We start from the raw sequence: 19693 nt of genomic DNA, 5'->3' as shown, positions 1-19693 counted from the left end.
GTCAGTCGTCAGTCACCCAGGAGGATTTCCATGAGCAAGGCCCTGCGATGGTCGGAAAAGTGGTTCAACCGCGGCCTGTGGCTGCTGGCGCTGGTGTTTGCCAGCTTTCTCATCGGTCTGGGTGGCGCGATCGTGGGCGACCTCCCGCGGGTGGAGCAGACGCGCAGCCTTGACGACTTCCTGGACCCCCAGCGCGCGCCCGCGCTCAAGGCGCAGGTCGACCGCCAGCGCGTGGTCGCGCGGGAGGCGCAGGCGGCGCTGGAACAGGCCCAGCTCAAGCTGCAGACGGCTGAGGCCAACCACCGCGCCGCGCGCGACACCTTCAACCAGTGGCTGGCCACGCGCCAGGCCACCCAGCGCCCCGACCAGGACCCGGCCTTGATCGAGCGCACGCAGCAGCTGGAGGCGTTCCGCCAGGACGAGCGCGCGGCGCTCGCAGCGGTGGAGGCGCAGCAGCAGGTCGCGCTCGACGCCCGCCAGGCGCAGGACACCGCGCAGCGCGAGCTCGCCGAGATGCGCACCACCGCACAACAGGCGTTTGACCGCGCCCAGCGCGCGCAGGAGCTGCGCGTGTTCGGCTACCGCCTGGCACTCACGCTGCCCTTGCTGGGGCTGGCCGGCTGGCTGTTTGTGAAGCACCGGCGCGGCGCGTGGTGGCCGTTTGTCTGGGGCTTCATCTTCTTCGCGCTGTTTGCCTTCTTCGTGGAACTGGTGCCCTACCTGCCCAGCTACGGCGGCTACGTGCGCCAGATCGTGGGCATCGTGGTCACGGTGGTGGCGGGCCGCTACGCGATCCAGGCGCTGCAGCGCTACCGCGAGCGTCAGGCCCAGGCCGAGGCGCTGCCCGACGCCCAGCGGCGCCAGGAACTGGACTACGACCTGGCCCAGGCGCGGCTGACCAAGGGCGTGTGCCCGGGCTGCGAGCGCAGCGTGGACCTCAAGGACGGCCAGACCGATTTCTGCCCGCACTGCGGTCTGTGCCTGTTCGCCCGTTGCGGCCATTGCCAGACCCGCAAGAGCGCCTTCGCCCGGTACTGTTTCTCCTGCGGCACGGCCACCCGGCCGGTGGACGGCGGGGCCGCATCGGCCTGAGTGGCCCGGGCACCGGCTCAGAGACCGTCGTTGCCGGTCTCGGCCGGCGCCGCGCGGCCCAGACGGGCCAGGTCGCGCACATTTTTCTGCACCGCCACCGCGCCGAACAAGGCCAGCAGGTAGGCCATCGCGTAGAAGCCTTTTTCGCTGCCGGCCAGGCTGGCGTTCCACAGGCCGACGCCCAGCAGCGTGAGGGCCGCCAGCAGCGAGGTCCAGCACAGCCCGTGGTACAGGCCGGTCACGGGCACGCCCTCCAGCCGGTCCCGCACGGATTTCTGCAGAGACACCGCGGCAAACAGGCCATAGAGCAGCAGCGTGAGGTAGTAGCCCTTCTCGTTGAGGGCCATCGTGGCGTTCCACAGGCCGACGAGGTACACGCCGGCGCCGGTGAACAGGGCGGCCCAGGAGGCGGCGACGAAGGCGCCGGTGGGGCGCAGGGACGAGGGTGGCAGGGGTGGGCTGGGTTCGCGCATGAGGGACCTTCCAGTGGGGGAGGTCGCACTCTAGGCAACGCGCCGCTCGCGTGCCCCACCGGGTACCCGGCGCTTCACGTCCCGCGGCCTCACAGGCCACGGCGCCCCTTGGCGTCGGGCGGTGCGCGCCCGGTCAGACGCCGCGCGCCCGGTCGGCGTGGAACTGCCGGCGCCAGGCGCTGTAGGTGCCGGCGTCGAGCGCCTCGCGCACCTCGCGCATCAGGTTGAGGTAGTAATGGAGGTTGTGGATCGTGGCCAGCATGGGGCCGAGCATCTCGCCGCAGCGGTCGAGGTGGTGGAGGTAGGCGCGCGAGAAGCCGTCGCGTCCGCCGTCGGCCCAGCTCACGCCGCTGCGTCCGGCGCAGGCGTGGCAGGTGCAGGTGGGGTCGATCGGCTGGGGGTCGGTCTTGTGGCGCGCGTTGCGGATTTTCAGATCGCCGTGGCGGGTGAAGAGCGTGCCGTTGCGCGCGTTGCGGGTCGGCATCACGCAGTCGAACATGTCCACGCCGCAGGCCACGCCCTCCACCAGGTCCTCCGGCGTGCCCACGCCCATGAGGTAGCGCGGTTTGTGGGCCGGCAGGCGGTGGGGCGTGTGGGCCATGATGCGGCGCATCTCCTCCTTGGGCTCGCCCACGCTCACGCCGCCCACCGCGTAGCCCGGAAAGTCCATCGCCACCAGCGCGTCGAGCGAGGCTTCACGCAGGTGCTCGAACATGCCGCCCTGCACGATGCCGAACAGCGCGTTGGGGTTGCCCAGCCGGTGGAATTCGTCCTGGGATCGACGCGCCCAGCGCAGGCTCATGGCCATGCTCTTTTCGGCCTCGGCCTCGGTGGTCAGGCGCCCGTCGGTCTCGTAGGGCGTGCATTCGTCGAGCTGCATGACGATGTCGCTGTTGAGCCAGGTCTGGATCTGCATGCTCACCTCGGGCGACATGAACAGCTTGTCGCCGTTGACGGGCGAGGCGAAGTGCACACCGTCTTCGGTGATCTTGCGCATCGCGCCCAGCGACCACACCTGGAAGCCGCCCGAGTCGGTGAGGATCGGCTTGTGCCACTGCTCGAAGGCGTGCAGCCCGCCGAAGCCGCGCATCACGGCCTCGCCGGGGCGCATCCACAGGTGGAAGGTGTTGCCCAGGATGATCTGCGCGCCCATGTCGTGCAGGCTCTGCGGCATCACGCCCTTGACGGTGCCGTAGGTGCCCACCGGCATGAAGATGGGGGTCTGCACCACGCCGTGGTTGAGCGTGAGGCGGCCGCGGCGGGCGTGGCTGTCGGGGTCGGTGGCGAGCAGGTCGAACTGGAGCATGGGGGCTTTCGGTGGGCGCGCGTCAGGGCGCCGGGGCGATCAGGAGCAGGCTGCGGTTGCGGTCTTCGACGATCCACAGGCGGCCCTGGTCGTCGACGGCGGCACCGGCCGGGCTGCCGAGGGGGCGCACGCCCGGCATCGGTCGCCAGCCGCTGACAAAGTCGGTGCGTTCGCCGGTGGGCCGGCCGAAGCCGTCGAGCCGCCAGCCGACCACCCGGTGGCCGCCGCTGCGGTGGCCATGCCACACGGCCAGCAAGTGGCCGTTCCACGGCGGGGTGGGCGTGGTCGTCACGGGCGGTACCGCCAGCAGCTGGAGTGGCGCGGCGTGCGCCGGCCACGCCATGACCGGCGCCTGTGCCCGGCCGCAGCGCGCGCGGCCCTCGGCGCCGCGGGTGGCCACGGCGCGGCCGCGCGCGTCGCTCACGCAGCCGGGCCAGCCGTGGTCGCTGCCGTCGCTGAGTTCGTTGAGTTCTTCGGCCGGTTCGTCGGCGTCCACATAGTCGACCGAGTTTTCCGCCTGCCACAGCCGCGCGCGCCCGCCGGGCCCGGTGGTGAAGGCCAGCCCCAGCGCGTTGCGCAGGCCGGTCGCGTAGGGCCGCAGGTCTTGCACGGTGTGGCCCGGGCCGCCGAGCGTGGCCACCCAGACCGCGGCGCGGGGGCGTTCGCCCTGCGTTTCGGGGCAGGGCAGCGCCACGCTGCCGTCGTCGCGCCGGCAGGCGTCGGAGCCGGAGCCCACGTTGAGGAACAGCCGGCCGTCGGGGCCGAACGCCAGCTCCTTGAGCGGGTGGGCGCCGTCGTCGGGCAGCCCGGTCAGCACGTCCTCGCGCTGCACGGTGTCGCCCACCGGCGTGCGCCACACGGTGCCGGCCTCGCCCACGTAGACGCGGCCGTCCGGTCCGCGCACCAGGCCGTGCGGCCGGTCCAGACCCCGGGCGAGCACGCGCACCCGCAGCGGGTCGCCGCGCGGGCGCTGCGGCTGGATTTCCAGCAGGCGGCCCTGGCGTGGTTCCCAGGAACCCATGTCGACCACCCAGAGCCGCTGCGGCCCCACAGGCAACACGCGCCGAGGCATGCGCAGGCCGTCGTCCGCGTCGGCCACCAGCGCCGCGCACCAGCCGTCCGGTACCTTCAGCGCCACGCCCGGGTGACCGGCGCAGCTGCCCTGCGGCGCGTAACGCCCGGCCTGCGCGGGCGCTGCCAGCGCCGCGAGCAAGCCGCCCGCCGCGAGCCACGCCACCGCCCTGCGGCGCGCGCTCACACGGCCTCCGCGCGCGCCAGCAGCATTGCGTCGCCGTAGCTGAAGAAGCGGTAGCGCTGGGCGACCGCGTGGGCGTAGAGCGCCATCACCCGCTCGTAGCCCGCCAGCGCGCTGACCAGCATCATCAGCGTGCTCTTGGGCAGGTGGAAATTGGTGATCAGCGCATCCACCACCTGGAAACGGAAGCCGGGCGTGATGAAGATCTGCGTGTCGCCTTCGGTCACGCCGCTGGCCGCCCAGCTCTCCAGCGTGCGCACGGTGGTGGTGCCCACCGCGACCACGCGGCCCCCGCGCGCGCGGCAGGCCTCGATCGCCGCGATCGTGGACGCCGGGATGCGGTACCACTCGGCGTGCATCGTGTGGTCGGCGATGTTTTCGGTTTTCACCGGCTGGAAGGTGCCCGCGCCCACGTGGAGCGTGACTTCCGCGGTCGCCACACCGCGCGCGCGCAGCCCGTCGAGCACCCCGGCGTCGAAATGCAGCGCGGCGGTGGGCGCGGCCACGGCGCCCGGATTTTTGGCAAACACCGTCTGGTAGCGGCGCTCGTCCTCGGCGGTGTCGGCGTGCTCGATGTAGGGCGGCAGCGGCACGTGGCCGTGTGCCGCCATCATCGCGTAGGGGTCTTCGCTGAAGCGCAGGCGGAACAGGGCGCCGCCCTCGTCGGGCCAGCGGCCGAGCAGCGTGGCGGTGAAGGCGCCGGGGCCGTGGCCGGGCCGCGCTGGGTCGCCCCCGAGCCGCAACACGCCCCCCACCGCCGGCTTCTTGCTGACCTTGAGGTGCGCCACCACCTCGCCGTCGCCGAGCACGCGCTCGACCAGCAACTCCAGCTTGCCGCCACTGGCCTTCTCGCCAAACAGCCGCGCCTTGATCACCTGCGTGTCGTTGAACACCAGCAGGTCGCCCGGCGCCAGCAGACCGGGCAACTCGCGAAAGATGCGGTCCACCGGCGCCGCGCCGGTGCCGTCAAGCAGGCGCGATGCGCTGCGTTCGGCGGCGGGATGCTGGGCAATCAGCTCGGGCGGCAGTTCAAAATCGAAGTCGCTGAGCGTGAAGGCTCGCGCCGCGTGGCGGGGAATGTGTTTCATGCTGCTTGAGGGCCGGACGGACCCGTTCCAAGAGGGAAGAAAAGCCGAAGGCACAATTATCCGATGACCGCGGATACCCCCGCCGCCCCCGCCCCCGCGGCGCCGACCCGCTCGCCCGCGCAGCAGGCGATGCACAAGCTCGGGCTGCGCCGCGACATCGACCTGGCCCTGCACCTGCCGCTGCGCTACGAAGACGAGACCCGGATCGTCCGGCTGGCCGAGGCGCGCGAGGGGCAGCTGGTGCAGATCGAGGGCACCGTCACCCACAGCGAGGTCACCTTCCGCCCGCGGCGCCAGCTGCTGGTCACGCTCGACGACGGCAGCGACACCTGCACGCTGCGCTTCTTCAGCTTCTATCCCTCCCACCAGAAAACCCTTGCCGTGGGCCAGCGCGTGCGCGCGCGCGGCGAACTCAAGGGCGGCTTTCTGGGCTGGACCCTGCTGCACCCGGCCTTCAAGGCCGCGGGCGGCCCGCTGCCCACCGCCCTCACGCCGGTGTATCCCACCAGCGCCCAGCTGCCGCAGGCCTATCTGCGCAAGGCGGTGGCCAGCGGGCTGGCGCGCGCCGACCTGCGCGACACCCTGCCGCCGTCCACGCTGGCGTCGCTGCAGCGCGCGGCCAGGGTCACGCCCACGCTGCGCGAAGCGCTGGAGCAGCTGCATCACCCCGGCCCGGCCGTGCCGCTGGCGGCGCTGGAGGACCGCAGCCACCCGGCCTGGCAACGGCTGAAGGCCGAGGAGTTGCTGGCGCAGCAGCTCTCGCAGGCGCTGTCGCGGCGCGAGCGGGACGCGCTGTCGGCGCCCGCGCTGCCCCCGCGCAACGGCGGTCTGGCCGACGCGCTGCAGGCGGTGCTGCCGTTCGCGCTCACCGCGGCGCAGGCGCGCGTGGTCGCCGAGATCGGCGCCGACCTCGCCCGGCCCACGCCCATGCACCGGCTGCTGCAGGGCGACGTCGGCTCGGGCAAGACGGTGGTCGCCGCGCTGGCGGCCGCCCGCGCCATCGACCACGGCTGGCAGGTCGCGCTCATGGCGCCCACCGAGATCCTCGCCGAGCAGCATTTCACCAAGCTCGTCGGCTGGCTGGAGCCGCTGCTGGCGCCGCGCGGCCAGCGCGTGGCCTGGCTCACCGGCAGCCAGAAGAAGAAAGAGCGGCGCGACATGCTGGCCCTCATCGCCAGCGGCGAGGCCGCGCTGGTGGTCGGGACGCACGCCGTCATTCAGGACCAGGTCGTGTTTCGCCGGCTCGCGCTGGCGCTCATCGACGAGCAACACCGCTTCGGCGTCGCGCAGCGGCTGGCCCTGCGCACCAAGATGGCGCCCGGGGCGGCGGCGGGCGAACCGGGTGCGCCCGCCATGGAGCCGCACCTGCTCATGATGACGGCCACGCCCATCCCGCGCACCCTGGCCATGAGCGTCTACGCCGACCTTGACGTCTCCACCATCGACGAGTTGCCGCCCGGGCGCACGCCCATCGTCACCAAGGTGGTCGCCGACAGCCGCCGCGCCGAGGTGATCGAGCGCATCCGCGCCCAGCTTGCGCAGGGGCGGCAGGTCTATTGGGTGTGTCCCCTGATCGAGGAAAGCGAGGCGCTGGACCTCAGCAACGCCACCGCCACCCACGCCGAACTCAGCGCAGCGCTCAACAGCCCCCACGCCGCTTCCCCGCGAGACACCCCCTTGTCCAGGGCACCCAAGGGTCCGGCTCCGCCGGCCCCAGGGAGCGTCCCCCCTCCCAGCGCCGATGGCGCGCCAGAAAGGGGGGAAGCCGCGTCCGCCGCGCAGGGGGGTGCGCCGACGGTCGTCGGGCTGCTGCATTCGCGCATGCCGCCGGCGGAGAAAAAGGCGGTGATGTCCCTGTTTGCCCAGGGGCAGATGGGCGTGCTTGTCTCCACCACGGTGATCGAGGTCGGCGTGGACGTGCCCAACGCCTCGCTCATGGTGATCGAACACGCCGAACGCTTCGGCCTGAGCCAGTTGCACCAGCTGCGCGGCCGCGTCGGCCGCGGCGCCGCGGCGTCGGCCTGCGTGTTGCTGTACAGCCCGCCCGACGGCGGACGCCTGGGCGAAACCGCGCGTGAGCGCCTGCGCGCCATGGTCGAGACGACCGACGGCTTCGAAATCGCCCGCCGCGACCTGGAGATCCGCGGTCCCGGCGAATTTCTCGGTGCCCGCCAGAGCGGCGCACCGCTGCTGCGCTTCGCCGACCTGCTCACCGACACCCACCTCCTCGCCTGGGCCCGCGACGCCGCCGCCGATCTTCTCGCCCGCGACCCAGCCGCCGCCGAGCGCCACGTCGCCCGCTGGCTGGGCAGCAAAGCCGAATACCTCAAAGCCTGATGGGTAGGCACCACCCGCGCGCGCCGTGGATCCGGCTCCGCCGGTCCACCGGCGCGGTCCCCCCTCCGGGGGGAAGCCGCGCAGCGGCGCAGGGGGGCACAATACCCCCATGACGCTCACCGAACTCAAGTACATCGTGGCCGTGGCGCGGGAAAAGCACTTCGGCAAGGCCGCCGAGGCGTGTTTCGTGTCGCAGCCCACGCTGTCGGTGGCCATCAAGAAGCTCGAAGAGGAGCTCGAACTCAAGATCTTCGAGCGCAACGCCAGCGAGATCGCCGTCACGCCGCTGGGCGAGGAAATCGTGCGGCAGGCCCAGACGGTGCTGGAGCAGGCGGCGGCCATCAAGGAAATCGCCAAGCGCGGCAAAGACCCGCTGGCCGGCCCGCTGCGCATGGGCGTGATCTACACCATCGGGCCCTACCTGCTGCCCGACCTCGTGCGTCAGGTCATTGACCGCACGCCCCAGATGCCGCTCATGCTGCAGGAAAACTTCACCAGCAAGCTGCTGGAGCAGCTCCGCCTGGGCGAGATCGACTGCGCCATCCTGGCCGAGCCCTTCCCCGACACCAACCTCGCCATCGCGCCGCTGTACGACGAGCCCTTCCTCGCCGCCGTGCCCCACACCCACCCGCTGGCCGGCGCCGGCCACATCACCGCCGAGCAGCTCAAGCGCGAAACCATGCTCCTGCTGGGCAACGGCCACTGCTTCCGCGACCATGTGCTGGAGGTCTGCCCCGAGTTCGCCCGCTTCTCCAACGACACCGAAGGCATCCGCAAAAGCTTCGAAGGCTCATCGCTGGAGACCATCAAACACATGGTCGCCGCCGGCATGGGCGTGACGCTGGTGCCACGCCTGTCGGTGCCGGCCTCGGCGCTCGACGCCCGCGCGCGCCCCGGCCAGGACTTCGGCGACTCCGCCTACGTGCGCTACCTGCCCTTCGAGGGCGAGGCGCCCACGCGCCGCGTCGTCCTGGCGTGGCGGCGCAGCTTCACCCGCTACGAAGCCATCGCCGCGCTGCGCAACGCGATCTACGCCTGCGAACTCCCCGGCGTGCAGCGCCTGTCCTGAGCCCCTCGTTCCGGAGACCCGCGGTGACCGCGTCCCTGTCTGCCCCGCCCGAGCCTTCCCGGCTGGCCCTCTGGCTCAACCTCATCCGGTGGGACCGACCCGCCGGCTGGCTGCTTCTGCTCTGGCCCACGCTCGCCGCGCTCTGGATCGCCGCTGGCGGCTTCCCCGGCTGGCACCTGCTGGCCGTGTTCACGCTCGGCACCGTGCTCATGCGCAGCGCCGGCTGCTGCGTCAACGACGTGGCCGACCGCGACTTCGACCGCCACGTCAAGCGCACCGCCCAGCGCCCCGTCACCTCGGGCAAGGTCTCCACAAAAGAAGCCCTGGCCGTCGGCGCGGTGCTCGCGCTCGCCGCCTTCGGCCTAGTGCTCACCACCAACGCACTCACCATCGGCCTGTCCTTCGCCGCCCTCGCCATCACGCTCGCCTACCCCTTCGCCAAACGCTTCGTCTCCATGCCCCAGGCCGTGCTGGGCGTCGCCTTCAGCTTCGGCATCCCCATGGCCTTTGCCGCGGTGCAGGGCAGCGTGCCGCCGCTGGCCTGGGCGCTCCTGGTCGGCAACGCCTTCTGGGTCCTCGCCTACGACACCGAATACGCCATGGTCGACCGCGACGACGACCTCAAGATCGGCATGAAGACCTCCGCCATCACCCTGGGCCGCGCCGACGTGGCGGCCGTGATGGCCTTCTACGGGCTGTACCTCGCCCTCTGGACCGCCGCCCTCTGGCCGCTGCTGCGTCCCGCGGCCTGGCTGCTTGCGCTGGCCGCCGCCCTCGCCCAGATCGCGTGGCACTTCACCCTCATCCGCCACCGCGACCGCGACGGCTGCTTCACCGCCTTCCGCGCCAACCACTGGCTTGGATTCACGGTGTTTGCGGGGGTGCTGGTCGGGTTGGCTTGAGGGAGTTGGGTTTCACGGGGCAGACCTGACGCGGTCGCGCGGCGGGGCCGGGTGAGCGGTCGGTGATGAGTCCGACCGGCCTGATGCGGACTGTGCTCCGCCGCAGAGCCCGGTGCGGTGCGCGAAGGCGGTCGGGCGCCCCCCGTTGTTGGGTTGCCTACGGGTTGGACCTGGCGCCTTGCCCTCTGGGCCGGGTTGTTGAAGGTCAGCCCGAAGCGACCTTGCCCTTCACGTGCGCGGCGAAATTGTCCAGGATGGCTTGCCAGCCTGTGCGCTGCTCTGCCTCGGAGTGAATCTCTTCGGCATCGAACGTGACCGTCACGAGCACGCCATCCCCGTGGGGCACGAACTCAACAAGTCCTGTTCGTCCACCAAACTCGTACTCGATGAGCTGGTGCGGGATCACTTGCGTGTACACCCCGGCAAAGTCAAAACCGAACGATCCGTCCTTGGCCTCCATGCGGGAGGAGAAGTGGCCTCCAGGGCGCAGGTCAACGCTCGCCGCGGTCGTGTGCCAGTCCGGCGACGCGGCATTCCAGGCCTTGATGTCTTCTGGGGTGGTGTACGACTGCCAAACGACGTGGATCGGCGCAGTGACAAGCGCGGAAACGACGATCTTCATGCGGGCTCCCGGATGACAGGGTTCGTTGGGTGAGGCCCCAGGGCCGGGCTGGGCGCCGAGCCAACCGGTCTGCTGCCTGCACCACAGCCTACAAACCAAGAAGGCTGATGTCCACTGGGCCCCGGCGGTGGTGTGGTGGCGGACCGCGGCCAGGGGCCGCCGGTACCGCGCGCGGTCGGACTCACTTCCCAAACTCCCGCCCCAACTCCTCCGCCCGTGCCTGCGCCGCTTGCAGCGCGGCTTCGAACGAGGCTTTCATCCCCGCCGCTTCCATCGCGGTGAGCGCCGCGTAGGTCGTCCCGCCTTTGGAGGTGACGCGCTCGCGCAGGACTTGGGGCGGTTCGTTGGAGCGTTGGGCGAGGGTGGAGGCGCCGACGAAGGTGCCGATGGCGAGTTGCAGGGCGGTGTCGGGGGGCAGGCCCATGCGGGCGCCGGCGTCGCGCATGGCTTCGAGGAAATAGAAGACGTAGGCGGGGCCGGAGCCGGAGAGGGCGGTGACGGCGTCGAGGTCGCGTTCGGTGGCCACCCACACGAGTTCGCCGGTGGTTTTCACGACGGCGTCGACCAGCGCGCGGTCGGCGGTGGAGGCGCCGGCGCGGGCGTAGAGGCCGGTCATGCCGAGGCCGACGAGGGCGGGCGTGTTGGGCATGGCGCGCACGATGCGCTGGGTGCCGAGCCACGCAGCCATGCTGTCGCTGGTGATGCCGGCGGCCACGCTGAGGTGCAGGGCGCCGCCGAGGTGCGGGCCGGCGGCCAGCGCGGCGTCTTTGAAGGTCTGGGGCTTGACGGCCCAGACCACGAGGTCGGAGGGTTTGAGGTCGCGGCTGGCCGCAGCCAGCACGGCCACGCCGGGGAATTGCGTGGCGAGGCGGGCGCGCTGTTCGTCCCAGGGTTCGACGATTTGCAGCGCCTGGGCGGGGTGACCCTGGCGCAGCAGGCCACCGACGATGGCGCTGGCCATGTTGCCGCCGCCGATGAAGGTGATGAGGGGGGTGGGGGTGATGGAGGAGGCGGGCGTGTTCATGCGCGGGATTGTCGCGCGCGTCTGGCGCGCCGCCCTGAGCGCGCCGCGCTCAGGGCGCCACCGTCTGGCGCACGGCGTGTTCCCACGCGGCCATCTTGGCCGCGGCTTCGGCGCGGGAGCGGGTGGGGTGGAAGGTGCGGTCGGCGCGCCAGTGGGACGAGAGTTCGTCGAGGCCGGCGTACAGACCGCTGTGCAGACCGGCGAGGTAGGCCGCGCCGAGCGCGGTGGTTTCCACGACCGCCGGCCGCACCACCGGGATGCCGAGCAGGTCGGCCTGGATCTGCATGAGCAGGTCGTTGACGCAGGCGCCGCCGTCCACGCGCAGTTCGCTCACCGGCACGCCGCCGGCGGCCACGGCGTCGCGGCTCATGGCATCGAGCAGGGCGGCGCTCTGGAAGGCGATGCTTTCCAGCGCGGCGCGGGCGATGTGGGCGAGGGTGGTGCCGCGGGTGAGGCCGGTGATGGCGCCGCGGGCTTCCGGCTGCCAGTAGGGCGCGCCCAGCCCGGTGAAGGCGGGCACCAGCATCACGCCGCCGGCGTCCGGCACGCTTTCGGCCAGGGCCTGCACCTCGCTGCTGGATTCGATCGCCCGCAGCCCGTCGCGCAGCCACTGGACCACGGCCCCGCCGATGAACACGCTGCCCTCCAGCGCAAACTGCGGCGCGCCGGGTGGCTGCGCGCAGGCGGTGGTGATCAACCCGTTCTGGCTGGTCTGGAAGCGCTGGCCGGTGTGCATCAGCATGAAGCAGCCGGTTCCGTAGGTGTTCTTGGCCATGCCGGCCTGGAAGCAGGCCTGACCGAACAGAGCGCTTTGCTGGTCGCCGGCCACGCCGCCGATCGGCAGTTCGGCGCCCAGCCAGTCGGCGCGCACGGTGCCAAAGTCGGCGCTGGAGGGCAGCGACTCGGGCATCAGCGCCGGTGGGATGTCGAGCAGGCCCAGCAGCTCGTCGTCCCAGCGCTGGGTGTTGATGTTGAACAGCAGCGTGCGCGCGGCATTGCTGTGGTCAGTGACGTGGCGCTGGCCGCCGGTGAGTTGCCAGATGAGCCAGCTGTCCACCGTGCCGAAAGCCAGTTCGCCGCGCTCCGCGGCGGCCCGCGCGCCGGGCACCTTGTCCAGGATCCACTGCAGCTTGGTGCCGGAGAAATAGGCGTCGATGCGCAGGCCGGTGAGGGCTTGCACCCGGGCCTCGTGGCCGGCGTCGCGCAGGCGGGCGCAGGCGTCTTCGGCGCGGCGGTCCTGCCAGACGATGGCGTTGTACACCGGCTCGCCGGTGCGGCGGTTCCACACGACCGTGGTTTCGCGCTGGTTGGTGATGCCCACCGCGCGCACGTCGCGCGCACTCAGGCCAGCGTGCTTGAGGGCCTCGCGGGCCGTGTCGAGCTGCGTGGTCCACAGGTCGCGCGGGTCGTGTTCGACCCAGCCGGGCTGTGGGTAGATCTGGCGGAACTCGCGCTGCGCCATGCTGACCACGCGGCCGGCGCGGTCGAACACGATGCTGCGCGAACTGGAGGTGCCTTGGTCAAGGGCGAGCAGGTAACTCATGCGGACATCCGGGGTGGGGGCGGCGGGCGGGGATCACGCCGCGTCGCCGGCGGCGACCACGCATTCCACGTGGCTCTGGGCCAGCAACTGGTCAAACGGCGGCGGCGGCGGCCGGTCGGTGAACAGCAGGTCGAGTTCGTCCAGCCGCGCCAGCTCCACCATGGCCGGGCGGTTGAACTTGGTGTGGTCGGCGGCGAGCCAGACCTCGCGCGACTGGGCCACGATGGTGCGCGCTACCTTCACCTCCCGGTAGTCGTAGTCGCGCAGGGTGCCGTCGGCCTCGATGCCGCTGATGCCGATCAGGCCGATGTCGACCTTGAACTGGCGCATGAAGTCCACCGTGGCCTCGCCGACGATCCCCTGATCGGCGCCGCGCACCTGCCCGCCGGCCACGATCACCTCGCAGTCCGGGTTGGCGCTCAGCAGCGAGGCGATGTGCAGGTTGTTCGTGATCACGCGCAGACCGCGGTGGCGCAGCAGGCCCCGCGCCACGGCTTCGACGGTGGTGCCAATGTTGAGGATCAGCGAGCAGCCGTTGGGCACCCGAGCCGCCACCGCGCGGGCGATCGCCAGCTTGGCTTCGGCGTGCATGGCCTGGCGCTGCCGGTACGCGATGTTTTCGGTGGTGGAGCTGGGCAGGCGCACGCCGCCGTGAAACCGCGCCAGCAGCCCCGATTCGGCCAGCCGCTGCACGTCGCGGCGCACGGTCTGCAGCGTGACCCCGAAACGCTCCGCCAGGGCCTCGATGGTTTGCGGTCCGTGCGCGCGCACGTCGTCGAGCAGGGCGGTCTGGCGGGGGTTTAGGTTCATGGCGGCAGGGTCCGGGGCAGGAACATAACGGAAAAGCAAAAGGCACTGCTCAGGGTAAATACCGAATAAAAACGAACTTAAACGAACAATAGAATGCCCGAATCGAAAGCGCGAGCCTTTCGGTTTTGCGCCTTCTTTTCGCTTCACGCCCATGCAACTCACCCTGGAACAGGTCGGCAAGACGGTCGGGCCCGACATCCACCTTCACCCCTTGGACCTGGCCCTGGTGCCCGGGGCGGTGACGGTGTTGCTGGGCGCCACGCAGGCCGGCAAGACCAGCCTGATGCGCGTGATGGCCGGGCTGGACCGCGCCAGCAGCGGCCGCGTGCTGGTGGACGGCCGCGACGTGACTCGCGCCTCGGTGCGCGAGCGCGACGTGGCCATGGTCTACCAGCAGTTCGTCAACTACCCGTCCATGACGGTGGCCCAAAACATCGCCTCGCCCCTGAAGCTGCGCGGCGAGACTGACATCGACCGCCGCGTGCACGAGCTGGCCGCTCGGCTGCACATCGACCCTTTCCTGTCGCGGCTGCCGGCCGAGCTGTCGGGTGGCCAGCAGCAGCGCGTGGCCTTGGCCCGGGCACTGGCCAAGCGGGCCCCGCTGATGCTGCTCGACGAGCCGCTGGTGAACCTGGACTACAAGCTGCGCGAAGAGTTGCGCGACGAGCTTGGCGCCCTGTTTGCCGCGGGCGATTCCACCGTGGTTTACGCGACCACCGAGCCGGGCGAGGCCCTGCTGCTGGGCGGCCACACGGCCGTGATGGACGCGGGTGAGCTGTTGCAGTACGGCCCCACGGCAGAGGTGTTCCACGCGCCGCGCAGCATCCGCGTGGCCCGCGCTTTCAGCGATCCGCCGATGAACCTGCTCACGGCCGAGGCAGTCGCTGAGGGCGTGCGGGTGGACGGGGGCGGTGCCTGGCCGGTGGCGCTGCCGCCCGACGCGCCGCGCGCGCTGGTGCTGGGTGTGCGCGCCGGCGCGTTGCGGCCGCAGGCCCGCCCCGGTGATGTGGCGCTGGCCGGTCGGGTGGAACTGGCCGAAATCGCCGGATCCGACACCTTCGTGCACCTCCACAGCCCGGTGGGTGAGCTCGTTGCTCAGCTCCGCGGCGTCCACAACCTGGACCTCGGCACCCCGCTCACCCTGCACCTTGACCCGGGCCAGATCTTCATCTTCGACGCCGCCGGACCGCTGCTGCGGGCGGCCCAACGGACCCAGACCGGAGGGCGTGGCTGATGGCCCAGATTGAGCTTGACCTGGCGCACGCCTACCGCGCCAACCCCCAGCGCGACGAAGACTACGCGCTGCTGCCCCTGAAGATGAGCTTTCGCGATGGCGGCGCCTACGCGCTGCTGGGCCCGTCGGGCTGCGGCAAGACCACCATGCTCAACATCATGTCGGGCTTGCTCACTCCCTCGCAGGGCACGGTCAGGTTCGACGGCGCCGACGTGACCCGCCAGACGCCCCAGCAGCGCAACATCGCGCAGGTGTTCCAGTTTCCGGTCATCTACGACACGATGACCGTGGCAGACAACCTGGCGTTCCCGTTGAAGAACCGGCGGGTGCCGGCGGCCGAGATCCGTGAGCGGGTCGGGCGCATCGCCGAGATGCTGGAGATGAGCCATCAGCTCGACCTGCGCGCCGCAGGCCTGTCGGCCGACCAGAAGCAGAAGATTTCCCTGGGCCGCGGCCTGGTGCGCTCGGACGTGTCGGCCGTGCTGTTCGACGAGCCGCTCACCGTGATCGACCCGCACCTGAAGTGGCAGCTGCGGCGCAAGCTCAAACAAATCCACCACGAACTCAAGCTCACCCTGATCTACGTCACGCACGACCAGGTCGAGGCGCTGACCTTCGCCGACGAGGTGGTCGTGATGTCGCGCGGCCGAGCGGTGCAGGTCGGCACGGCCGAGGCGCTGTTCGAGCGTCCAGAACACACCTTCGTGGGCCACTTCATCGGCTCGCCGGGCATGAACTTTCTGCCCGCCCACGGTGTGGACGGCGGCGTGCGCGTGCTGGACCTGGTGTTGCCCGTGGCGGGTCGGGCGTTACCGGCTACCGAGCTGCGGCTGGGGATTCGGCCCGATTACCTCGATCTTGGCCGGCCGGACGAGGCCGGCACGCTGCCCGCGCGCGTGACCCGAGTGCAGGACATCGGCACCAGCACGATGCTCACTTGCGAGGCCGGCGGCCACGCCCTGAAGGTGCGCTTGCCCGCCGAACGCTTGGCGCCGTCGGAAGGTGACACGGTGCATCTGCGCCTGATTGACACCCGCACCTGCTTCTACCAGGACGAAAGGCTGATTCCGTGAGCCAGACCCTGAAACCCGTGAACCAGAAGGCGTGGTGGCTGGTGCTGCCGGTGGTGCTGTGCGTGGCTTTCTCGGCGGTGCTGCCGCTGATGACGGTGGTGAACTACTCGGTGCAAGACATCTTCTCGCCCGACCGTCGCGTGTTCGTCGGCACCGAGTGGTTTGTGGCCGTCATGCGCGATGAGGAGCTGCACCTGGCCCTGTGGCGCCAGATCCAGTTCTCGCTGGCGGTGCTGCTGGTGGAGATTCCGTTGGGCATCGCATTGGCGTTGTCGATGCCATCGCGGGGCTGGCAGTCGTCGGCGGTGCTGGTCATCGTGGCGCTGTCGCTGCTGATCCCATGGAACGTGGTGGGCACCATCTGGCAGATCTTCGGTCGCGCGGACATCGGCCTGCTGGGCTACTACCTCGAGAAGGCCGGCTTCGACTACAGCTATACCGGCAATCCCGACCACGCGTGGTGGACGGTGCTGGCCATGGATGTGTGGCACTGGACGCCACTGGTGGCGCTGCTGGCCTATGCCGGCCTGCGCAGCATCCCCGACGCCTACTACCAGGCCGCCAGCATCGACGGCGCGAGCAAGTGGGCGGTGTTTCGTTACATCCAGCTGCCCAAGATGCGCGGCGTGCTGATGATCGCCGTGCTGCTTCGCTTCATGGACAGCTTCATGATCTACACCGAGCCCTTCGTGCTCACCGGCGGTGGCCCCGGCAACGCCACCACCTTCCTCTCGCAGTACCTCACCACCAAGGCGGTCGGCCAGTTCGACCTCGGCCCGGCGGCGGCGTTCTCCCTGATCTATTTCCTCATCATCCTGCTGTTCTGCTTCGTGCTCTACAACTGGATGCAGAGCCTGGGCACGGCGCAAAAGGAGCACGGCCATGAATGACCAGCGGTTCAAGAAGCGCTCGCTGTTCCTCATCGCGTACCTGATCTTCGCGCTGTTGCCCATCTACTGGATGGTCAACATGAGCTTCAAGACGAACGAGGAGATCCTGTCCTCGTTCACCTTGTGGCCGGCCGAGTTCACCTGGGCCAACTACAAGACCATCTTCACCGACCCGTCGTGGTATTCGGGCTACATCAACAGCCTGATCTACGTGGGCATCAACACGGTGATCTCGCTCACCGTGGCGCTGCCGGCAGCCTACGCGTTCTCGCGCTACCGCTTCCTGGGCGACAAGCACGTGTTCTTCTGGTTGCTCACCAACCGGATGACGCCACCGGCGGTGTTCCTGCTGCCCTTTTTCCAGCTCTACACCACGCTCGGCCTGATGGACACGCACATCGCCGTGGCGATGGCGCACCTGTTGTTCAACGTGCCGCTGGCGGTGTGGATTCTCGAAGGCTTCATGAGCGGCATCCCGCGCGAGATCGACGAGACCGCCTACATCGACGGCTACAGCTTCCCGCGCTTCTTCTTCACCATCTTCCTGCCGCTCATCAAGGCCGGCGTGGGTGTGGCGGCGTTCTTCTGTTTCATGTTCAGCTGGGTTGAACTCCTGTTGGCGCGCACGCTTACCAGCGTGAATGCCAAGCCCATCGTGGCCACCATGACACGCACCGTGAGCGCCAGCGGGATGGACTGGGCCACGCTGGCCGCCGCGGGCGTGCTCACCATCGTGCCGGGCGCGATCGTCATCTGGTTCGTGCGCCACTACATCGCGAAGGGTTTCGCGATGGGTCGCGTCTGAGGGAGGCCGCATGTTTGCCTGGATGGTCTGGACCACACCGGTGGCCGTGTTCTTTGTGGTCATCGCGCTCATGCTGATCGGCATGACCGTGTGGGAGATCCGATCGCCCACCACCGAGCGCAAAGGTTTCCTGCCCATGAAGACGACGCGCGGCGATCGCCTGTTCGTCGGACTCCTGGGAGCGGCCTACATCAACCTCGCCTTCGTTGGCGCTGCCGGCTGGATCGCCGAGCGGCTGTCGATGGCCGAGGAGCCCAGCGTCTGGGTGAGTTTCGGACTGTCCATCGTGTGGTTGCTGGTGGTCATGCGCAAGGGCTGACCCACTGCCATTTCCCTTTTCCCGTTTCCCCATTCGGCCCAATCGCTGCCCCGGGGCCGAGCCCATGTTCTTGTCCGGGGCAGCCAACACAGAGGAGACATTCATGAAAGTGCGTCACACCGCCCTGGCGCTGGCATCGCTGCTGGCCCTGGGTTCGCTGCCCGCGTGGGCCGACGAAGCCGCCGCCAAGAAGTGGATCGACAGCGAGTTCCAGCCGTCCACCCTGAGCAAGGCCCAGCAGACGGCCGAGCTCAAGTGGTTCATTGACGCCGCGGCCAAGCTCAAGGCCAAGGGCATCAAGGAAATCTCGGTCGTCTCCGAGACCATCACCACCCACGAATACGAGTCCAAGACGCTGGCCAAGGCCTTCGAGGAAATCACCGGCATCAAGGTCAAGCACGACCTGATCCAGGAAGGCGACGTGGTCGAGAAGCTCCAGACCTCCATGCAGTCGGGCAAGTCGATCTACGACGGCTGGATTTCGGACTCCGACCTCATCGGCACGCACTACCGGTACGGGAAGATCATGAACCTGACCGACTACATGGCCGGTGCGGGCAAGGAGTTCACCAACCCCGGGATCGACATCAAAGACTACATCGGCACCAAGTTCACCACCGGTCCTGACGGCAAGCTCTACCAGCTGCCCGACCAGCAGTTCGCCAACCTGTACTGGTTCCGCGCCGACCTGTTCGACCGCAAGGACATCAAGGACCGTTTCAAGGCCAAATACGGCTACGACCTCGGCGTGCCGCTGAACTGGAGCGCCTACGAGGACATCGCCGAGTTCTTCACCAACGACGTGAAGACGATCGACGGCAAGCCGATCTACGGTCACATGGACTACGGCAAGAAGGACCCGTCGCTGGGCTGGCGCTTCACCGACGCCTGGCTGTCGATGGCCGGTACCGCCGACATCGGCACGCCCAACGGTCTGCCCATCGACGAGTGGGGCATCCGTGTCGGGGCGGACAAGTGCACGCCGGTGGGCGCCAGCGTGTCGCGTGGCGGTGCCACCAACTCGCCGGCCGCGGTCTACGCACTCACCAAGTACGTGGACTGGATGAAGAAATACGCGCCCAAGGAAGCCACCGGCATGACCTTCGGCGAAGCCGGCCCGGTGCCGGCGCAGGGCCAGATCGCGCAGCAGATCTTCTGGTACACCGCCTTCACCGCCGACATGACCAAGCCCGGCCTGCCGGTCGTCAACGCCGACGGCACGCCCAAGTGGCGCATGGCCCCCGGCCCGAACGGCCCGTACTGGAAGCAGGGCATGCAGAACGGCTATCAGGACGTCGGCTCGTGGACGTTCTTCAAGAACCACGACGCCAACCGCACCGCCGCGGCCTGGCTGTACGCCCAGTTCGTGACCGCCAAGACCGTCTCGCTCAAGAAGACCCTGGTCGGCCTCACGCCGATCCGCGAGTCCGACATCCAGAGCAAGGCGATGACCGACATGGCGCCCAAGCTCGGCGGGCTGGTCGAGTTCTACCGTTCACCGGCCCGGGTGGCGTGGAGCCCGACCGGCACCAACGTGCCCGACTATCCCAAGCTGGCCCAGCTCTGGTGGCAGAACGTGGCCCAGGCCGTGACCGGCGAGAAAACGCCGCAAGCCGCGATGGACAACCTGGCGGAGCAGATGGACCAGGTGATGGGGCGTCTGGAGCGCGCCGGCATGGAGCGGTGTGCGCCCAAGCTCAATAAGAAGGAGAGCGCCGACAAGTGGCTGAGTGACAAGGCCGCGCCGTGGAAGAAGCTGGCCAACGAGAAGCCGAAGGGCGAGACCATCGCCTACGAGCAGCTGCTCAACGCCTGGAAGGCCGGCAAGGTCCGCTGAGCCAAACGCCACGT

Annotated in this window: 18 protein-coding genes; 10 read left to right on the top strand and 8 right to left on the bottom strand. The window is 69.7% G+C overall.

Going from position 1 to position 19693, the window contains the following annotated elements; genetic code table 11:
• The first annotated feature begins 30 nt into the window (after nt 1-30).
• Entirely contained in the window at nt 31-1092 is a 1062-nt protein-coding gene (locus AC2D80_RS11695) for a serine endopeptidase (protein ID WP_484633188.1), read from the top strand.
• A gap of 17 nt (nt 1093-1109) precedes the next feature.
• Here the strand turns inward: AC2D80_RS11695 and yiaA are convergent, their stop codons facing one another.
• From yiaA to queA, 4 genes are all read right to left on the bottom strand, one after another.
• Entirely contained in the window at nt 1110-1565 is a 456-nt protein-coding gene (gene yiaA / locus AC2D80_RS11690) for an inner membrane protein YiaA (protein WP_484633187.1), read from the bottom strand.
• A 133-nt stretch (nt 1566-1698) separates the two neighbouring features.
• Entirely contained in the window at nt 1699-2871 is a 1173-nt protein-coding gene (gene tgt / locus AC2D80_RS11685) for a tRNA guanosine(34) transglycosylase Tgt (protein ID WP_484633186.1), read from the bottom strand.
• Nucleotides 2872-2893: 22 nt separating this feature from the next.
• Nucleotides 2894-4129 (bottom strand): PQQ-dependent sugar dehydrogenase, encoded by a 1236-nt coding sequence (locus AC2D80_RS11680; protein ID WP_484633185.1) that lies wholly within the window; start codon nt 4127-4129, stop codon nt 2894-2896.
• Nucleotides 4126-5214, bottom strand: coding sequence for a tRNA preQ1(34) S-adenosylmethionine ribosyltransferase-isomerase QueA (gene queA, locus AC2D80_RS11675; RefSeq protein ID WP_484633184.1), 1089 nt, complete (start codon nt 5212-5214; stop codon nt 4126-4128). The genes AC2D80_RS11680 and queA overlap by 4 nt, the downstream gene beginning before the upstream one ends.
• Nucleotides 5215-5277: 63 nt before the next feature.
• On the opposite strand from queA, the gene AC2D80_RS11670 reads away from it, so the two are divergent.
• The 3 genes from AC2D80_RS11670 (at nt 5278) to ubiA (ending at nt 9522) form a co-directional block, all read left to right on the top strand.
• On the top strand, nt 5278-7551 hold the full coding sequence (locus tag AC2D80_RS11670; RefSeq protein WP_484633183.1) for an ATP-dependent DNA helicase RecG: 2274 nt from the start codon (nt 5278-5280) through the stop codon (nt 7549-7551).
• 109 nt (nt 7552-7660) lie between these two features.
• A complete protein-coding gene (locus AC2D80_RS11665) occupies nt 7661-8620 on the top strand; it encodes a hydrogen peroxide-inducible genes activator (RefSeq protein WP_484633182.1) in 960 nt (319 codons plus the stop codon).
• A gap of 23 nt (nt 8621-8643) precedes the next feature.
• Nucleotides 8644-9522 carry a 4-hydroxybenzoate octaprenyltransferase gene (ubiA, locus tag AC2D80_RS11660; RefSeq protein WP_484633181.1) on the top strand — a complete coding sequence of 293 codons (879 nt, stop codon included), beginning with the start codon at nt 8644-8646 and terminating at the stop codon, nt 9520-9522.
• A 205-nt stretch (nt 9523-9727) separates the two neighbouring features.
• Here ubiA and AC2D80_RS11655 read toward each other — a convergent pair whose 3' ends face one another.
• From AC2D80_RS11655 to AC2D80_RS11640, 4 genes are all read right to left on the bottom strand, one after another.
• Nucleotides 9728-10144, bottom strand: coding sequence for an SRPBCC family protein (locus AC2D80_RS11655; RefSeq protein ID WP_484633180.1), 417 nt, complete (start codon nt 10142-10144; stop codon nt 9728-9730).
• Between the two features lie 181 nt (nt 10145-10325).
• The gene (gene proC / locus AC2D80_RS11650; protein ID WP_484633179.1) at nt 10326-11168 is read right to left on the bottom strand and encodes a pyrroline-5-carboxylate reductase; all 843 of its coding nucleotides are present in this window, start codon (nt 11166-11168) and stop codon (nt 10326-10328) included.
• 49 nt (nt 11169-11217) lie between these two features.
• The gene (gene glpK / locus AC2D80_RS11645; protein ID WP_484633178.1) at nt 11218-12711 is read right to left on the bottom strand and encodes a glycerol kinase GlpK; all 1494 of its coding nucleotides are present in this window, start codon (nt 12709-12711) and stop codon (nt 11218-11220) included.
• A 33-nt stretch (nt 12712-12744) separates the two neighbouring features.
• Complete coding sequence (locus tag AC2D80_RS11640; protein ID WP_484633177.1) at nt 12745-13521, bottom strand: DeoR/GlpR family DNA-binding transcription regulator; 777 nt, start codon at nt 13519-13521, stop codon at nt 12745-12747.
• Nucleotides 13522-13672: 151 nt separating this feature from the next.
• Between AC2D80_RS11640 and AC2D80_RS11635 the strand changes: the two genes are divergently transcribed.
• The 6 genes from AC2D80_RS11635 to AC2D80_RS11610 all read left to right on the top strand — a co-directional run bounded on the left by AC2D80_RS11635 (nt 13673) and on the right by AC2D80_RS11610 (nt 19679).
• Nucleotides 13673-14755 (top strand): ABC transporter ATP-binding protein, encoded by a 1083-nt coding sequence (locus tag AC2D80_RS11635; protein ID WP_484633176.1) that lies wholly within the window; start codon nt 13673-13675, stop codon nt 14753-14755.
• Entirely contained in the window at nt 14755-15828 is a 1074-nt protein-coding gene (locus tag AC2D80_RS11630; protein ID WP_484633175.1) for an ABC transporter ATP-binding protein, read from the top strand. Before AC2D80_RS11635 ends, AC2D80_RS11630 begins: the two co-directional genes overlap by 1 nt.
• Nucleotides 15825-16718: a carbohydrate ABC transporter permease gene (locus tag AC2D80_RS11625; RefSeq protein WP_484633174.1), complete on the top strand. Its 894-nt coding sequence runs from the start codon at nt 15825-15827 to the stop codon at nt 16716-16718. Before AC2D80_RS11630 ends, AC2D80_RS11625 begins: the two co-directional genes overlap by 4 nt.
• Complete coding sequence (locus tag AC2D80_RS11620; protein ID WP_484633173.1) at nt 16711-17523, top strand: carbohydrate ABC transporter permease; 813 nt, start codon at nt 16711-16713, stop codon at nt 17521-17523. Before AC2D80_RS11625 ends, AC2D80_RS11620 begins: the two co-directional genes overlap by 8 nt.
• 10 nt (nt 17524-17533) lie before the next feature.
• Nucleotides 17534-17842 carry a DUF2160 domain-containing protein gene (locus AC2D80_RS11615; protein ID WP_484633172.1) on the top strand — a complete coding sequence of 103 codons (309 nt, stop codon included), beginning with the start codon at nt 17534-17536 and terminating at the stop codon, nt 17840-17842.
• A 103-nt stretch (nt 17843-17945) separates the two neighbouring features.
• Nucleotides 17946-19679, top strand: coding sequence for an ABC transporter substrate-binding protein (locus AC2D80_RS11610; RefSeq protein ID WP_484633171.1), 1734 nt, complete (start codon nt 17946-17948; stop codon nt 19677-19679).
• Nucleotides 19680-19693: the final 14 nt, after the last annotated feature.

The sequence above is a fragment of the Hydrogenophaga sp. T66 genome, assembly GCF_057219855.1.
The sequence above is the reverse complement of the archived record's forward strand: the minus strand, read 5'-3'. Positions and strand labels throughout refer to the sequence as shown.

Coding starts and splice junctions, on each gene's coding strand:
- AC2D80_RS11695 (WP_484633188.1), top strand. CDS start 31: ATGAGCAAGGCCCTGCGATGGTCGGAAAAGTGGTTCAACCGCGGCCTG.
- yiaA (WP_484633187.1), bottom strand. CDS start 1,565: ATGCGCGAACCCAGCCCACCCCTGCCACCCTCGTCCCTGCGCCCCACC.
- tgt (WP_484633186.1), bottom strand. CDS start 2,871: ATGCTCCAGTTCGACCTGCTCGCCACCGACCCCGACAGCCACGCCCGC.
- queA (WP_484633184.1), bottom strand. CDS start 5,214: ATGAAACACATTCCCCGCCACGCGGCGCGAGCCTTCACGCTCAGCGAC.
- AC2D80_RS11670 (WP_484633183.1), top strand. CDS start 5,278: ATGACCGCGGATACCCCCGCCGCCCCCGCCCCCGCGGCGCCGACCCGC.
- AC2D80_RS11665 (WP_484633182.1), top strand. CDS start 7,661: ATGACGCTCACCGAACTCAAGTACATCGTGGCCGTGGCGCGGGAAAAG.
- AC2D80_RS11655 (WP_484633180.1), bottom strand. CDS start 10,144: ATGAAGATCGTCGTTTCCGCGCTTGTCACTGCGCCGATCCACGTCGTT.
- proC (WP_484633179.1), bottom strand. CDS start 11,168: ATGAACACGCCCGCCTCCTCCATCACCCCCACCCCCCTCATCACCTTC.
- glpK (WP_484633178.1), bottom strand. CDS start 12,711: ATGAGTTACCTGCTCGCCCTTGACCAAGGCACCTCCAGTTCGCGCAGC.
- AC2D80_RS11640 (WP_484633177.1), bottom strand. CDS start 13,521: ATGAACCTAAACCCCCGCCAGACCGCCCTGCTCGACGACGTGCGCGCG.
- AC2D80_RS11635 (WP_484633176.1), top strand. CDS start 13,673: ATGCAACTCACCCTGGAACAGGTCGGCAAGACGGTCGGGCCCGACATC.
- AC2D80_RS11630 (WP_484633175.1), top strand. CDS start 14,755: ATGGCCCAGATTGAGCTTGACCTGGCGCACGCCTACCGCGCCAACCCC.
- AC2D80_RS11620 (WP_484633173.1), top strand. CDS start 16,711: ATGAATGACCAGCGGTTCAAGAAGCGCTCGCTGTTCCTCATCGCGTAC.
- AC2D80_RS11615 (WP_484633172.1), top strand. CDS start 17,534: ATGTTTGCCTGGATGGTCTGGACCACACCGGTGGCCGTGTTCTTTGTG.
- AC2D80_RS11610 (WP_484633171.1), top strand. CDS start 17,946: ATGAAAGTGCGTCACACCGCCCTGGCGCTGGCATCGCTGCTGGCCCTG.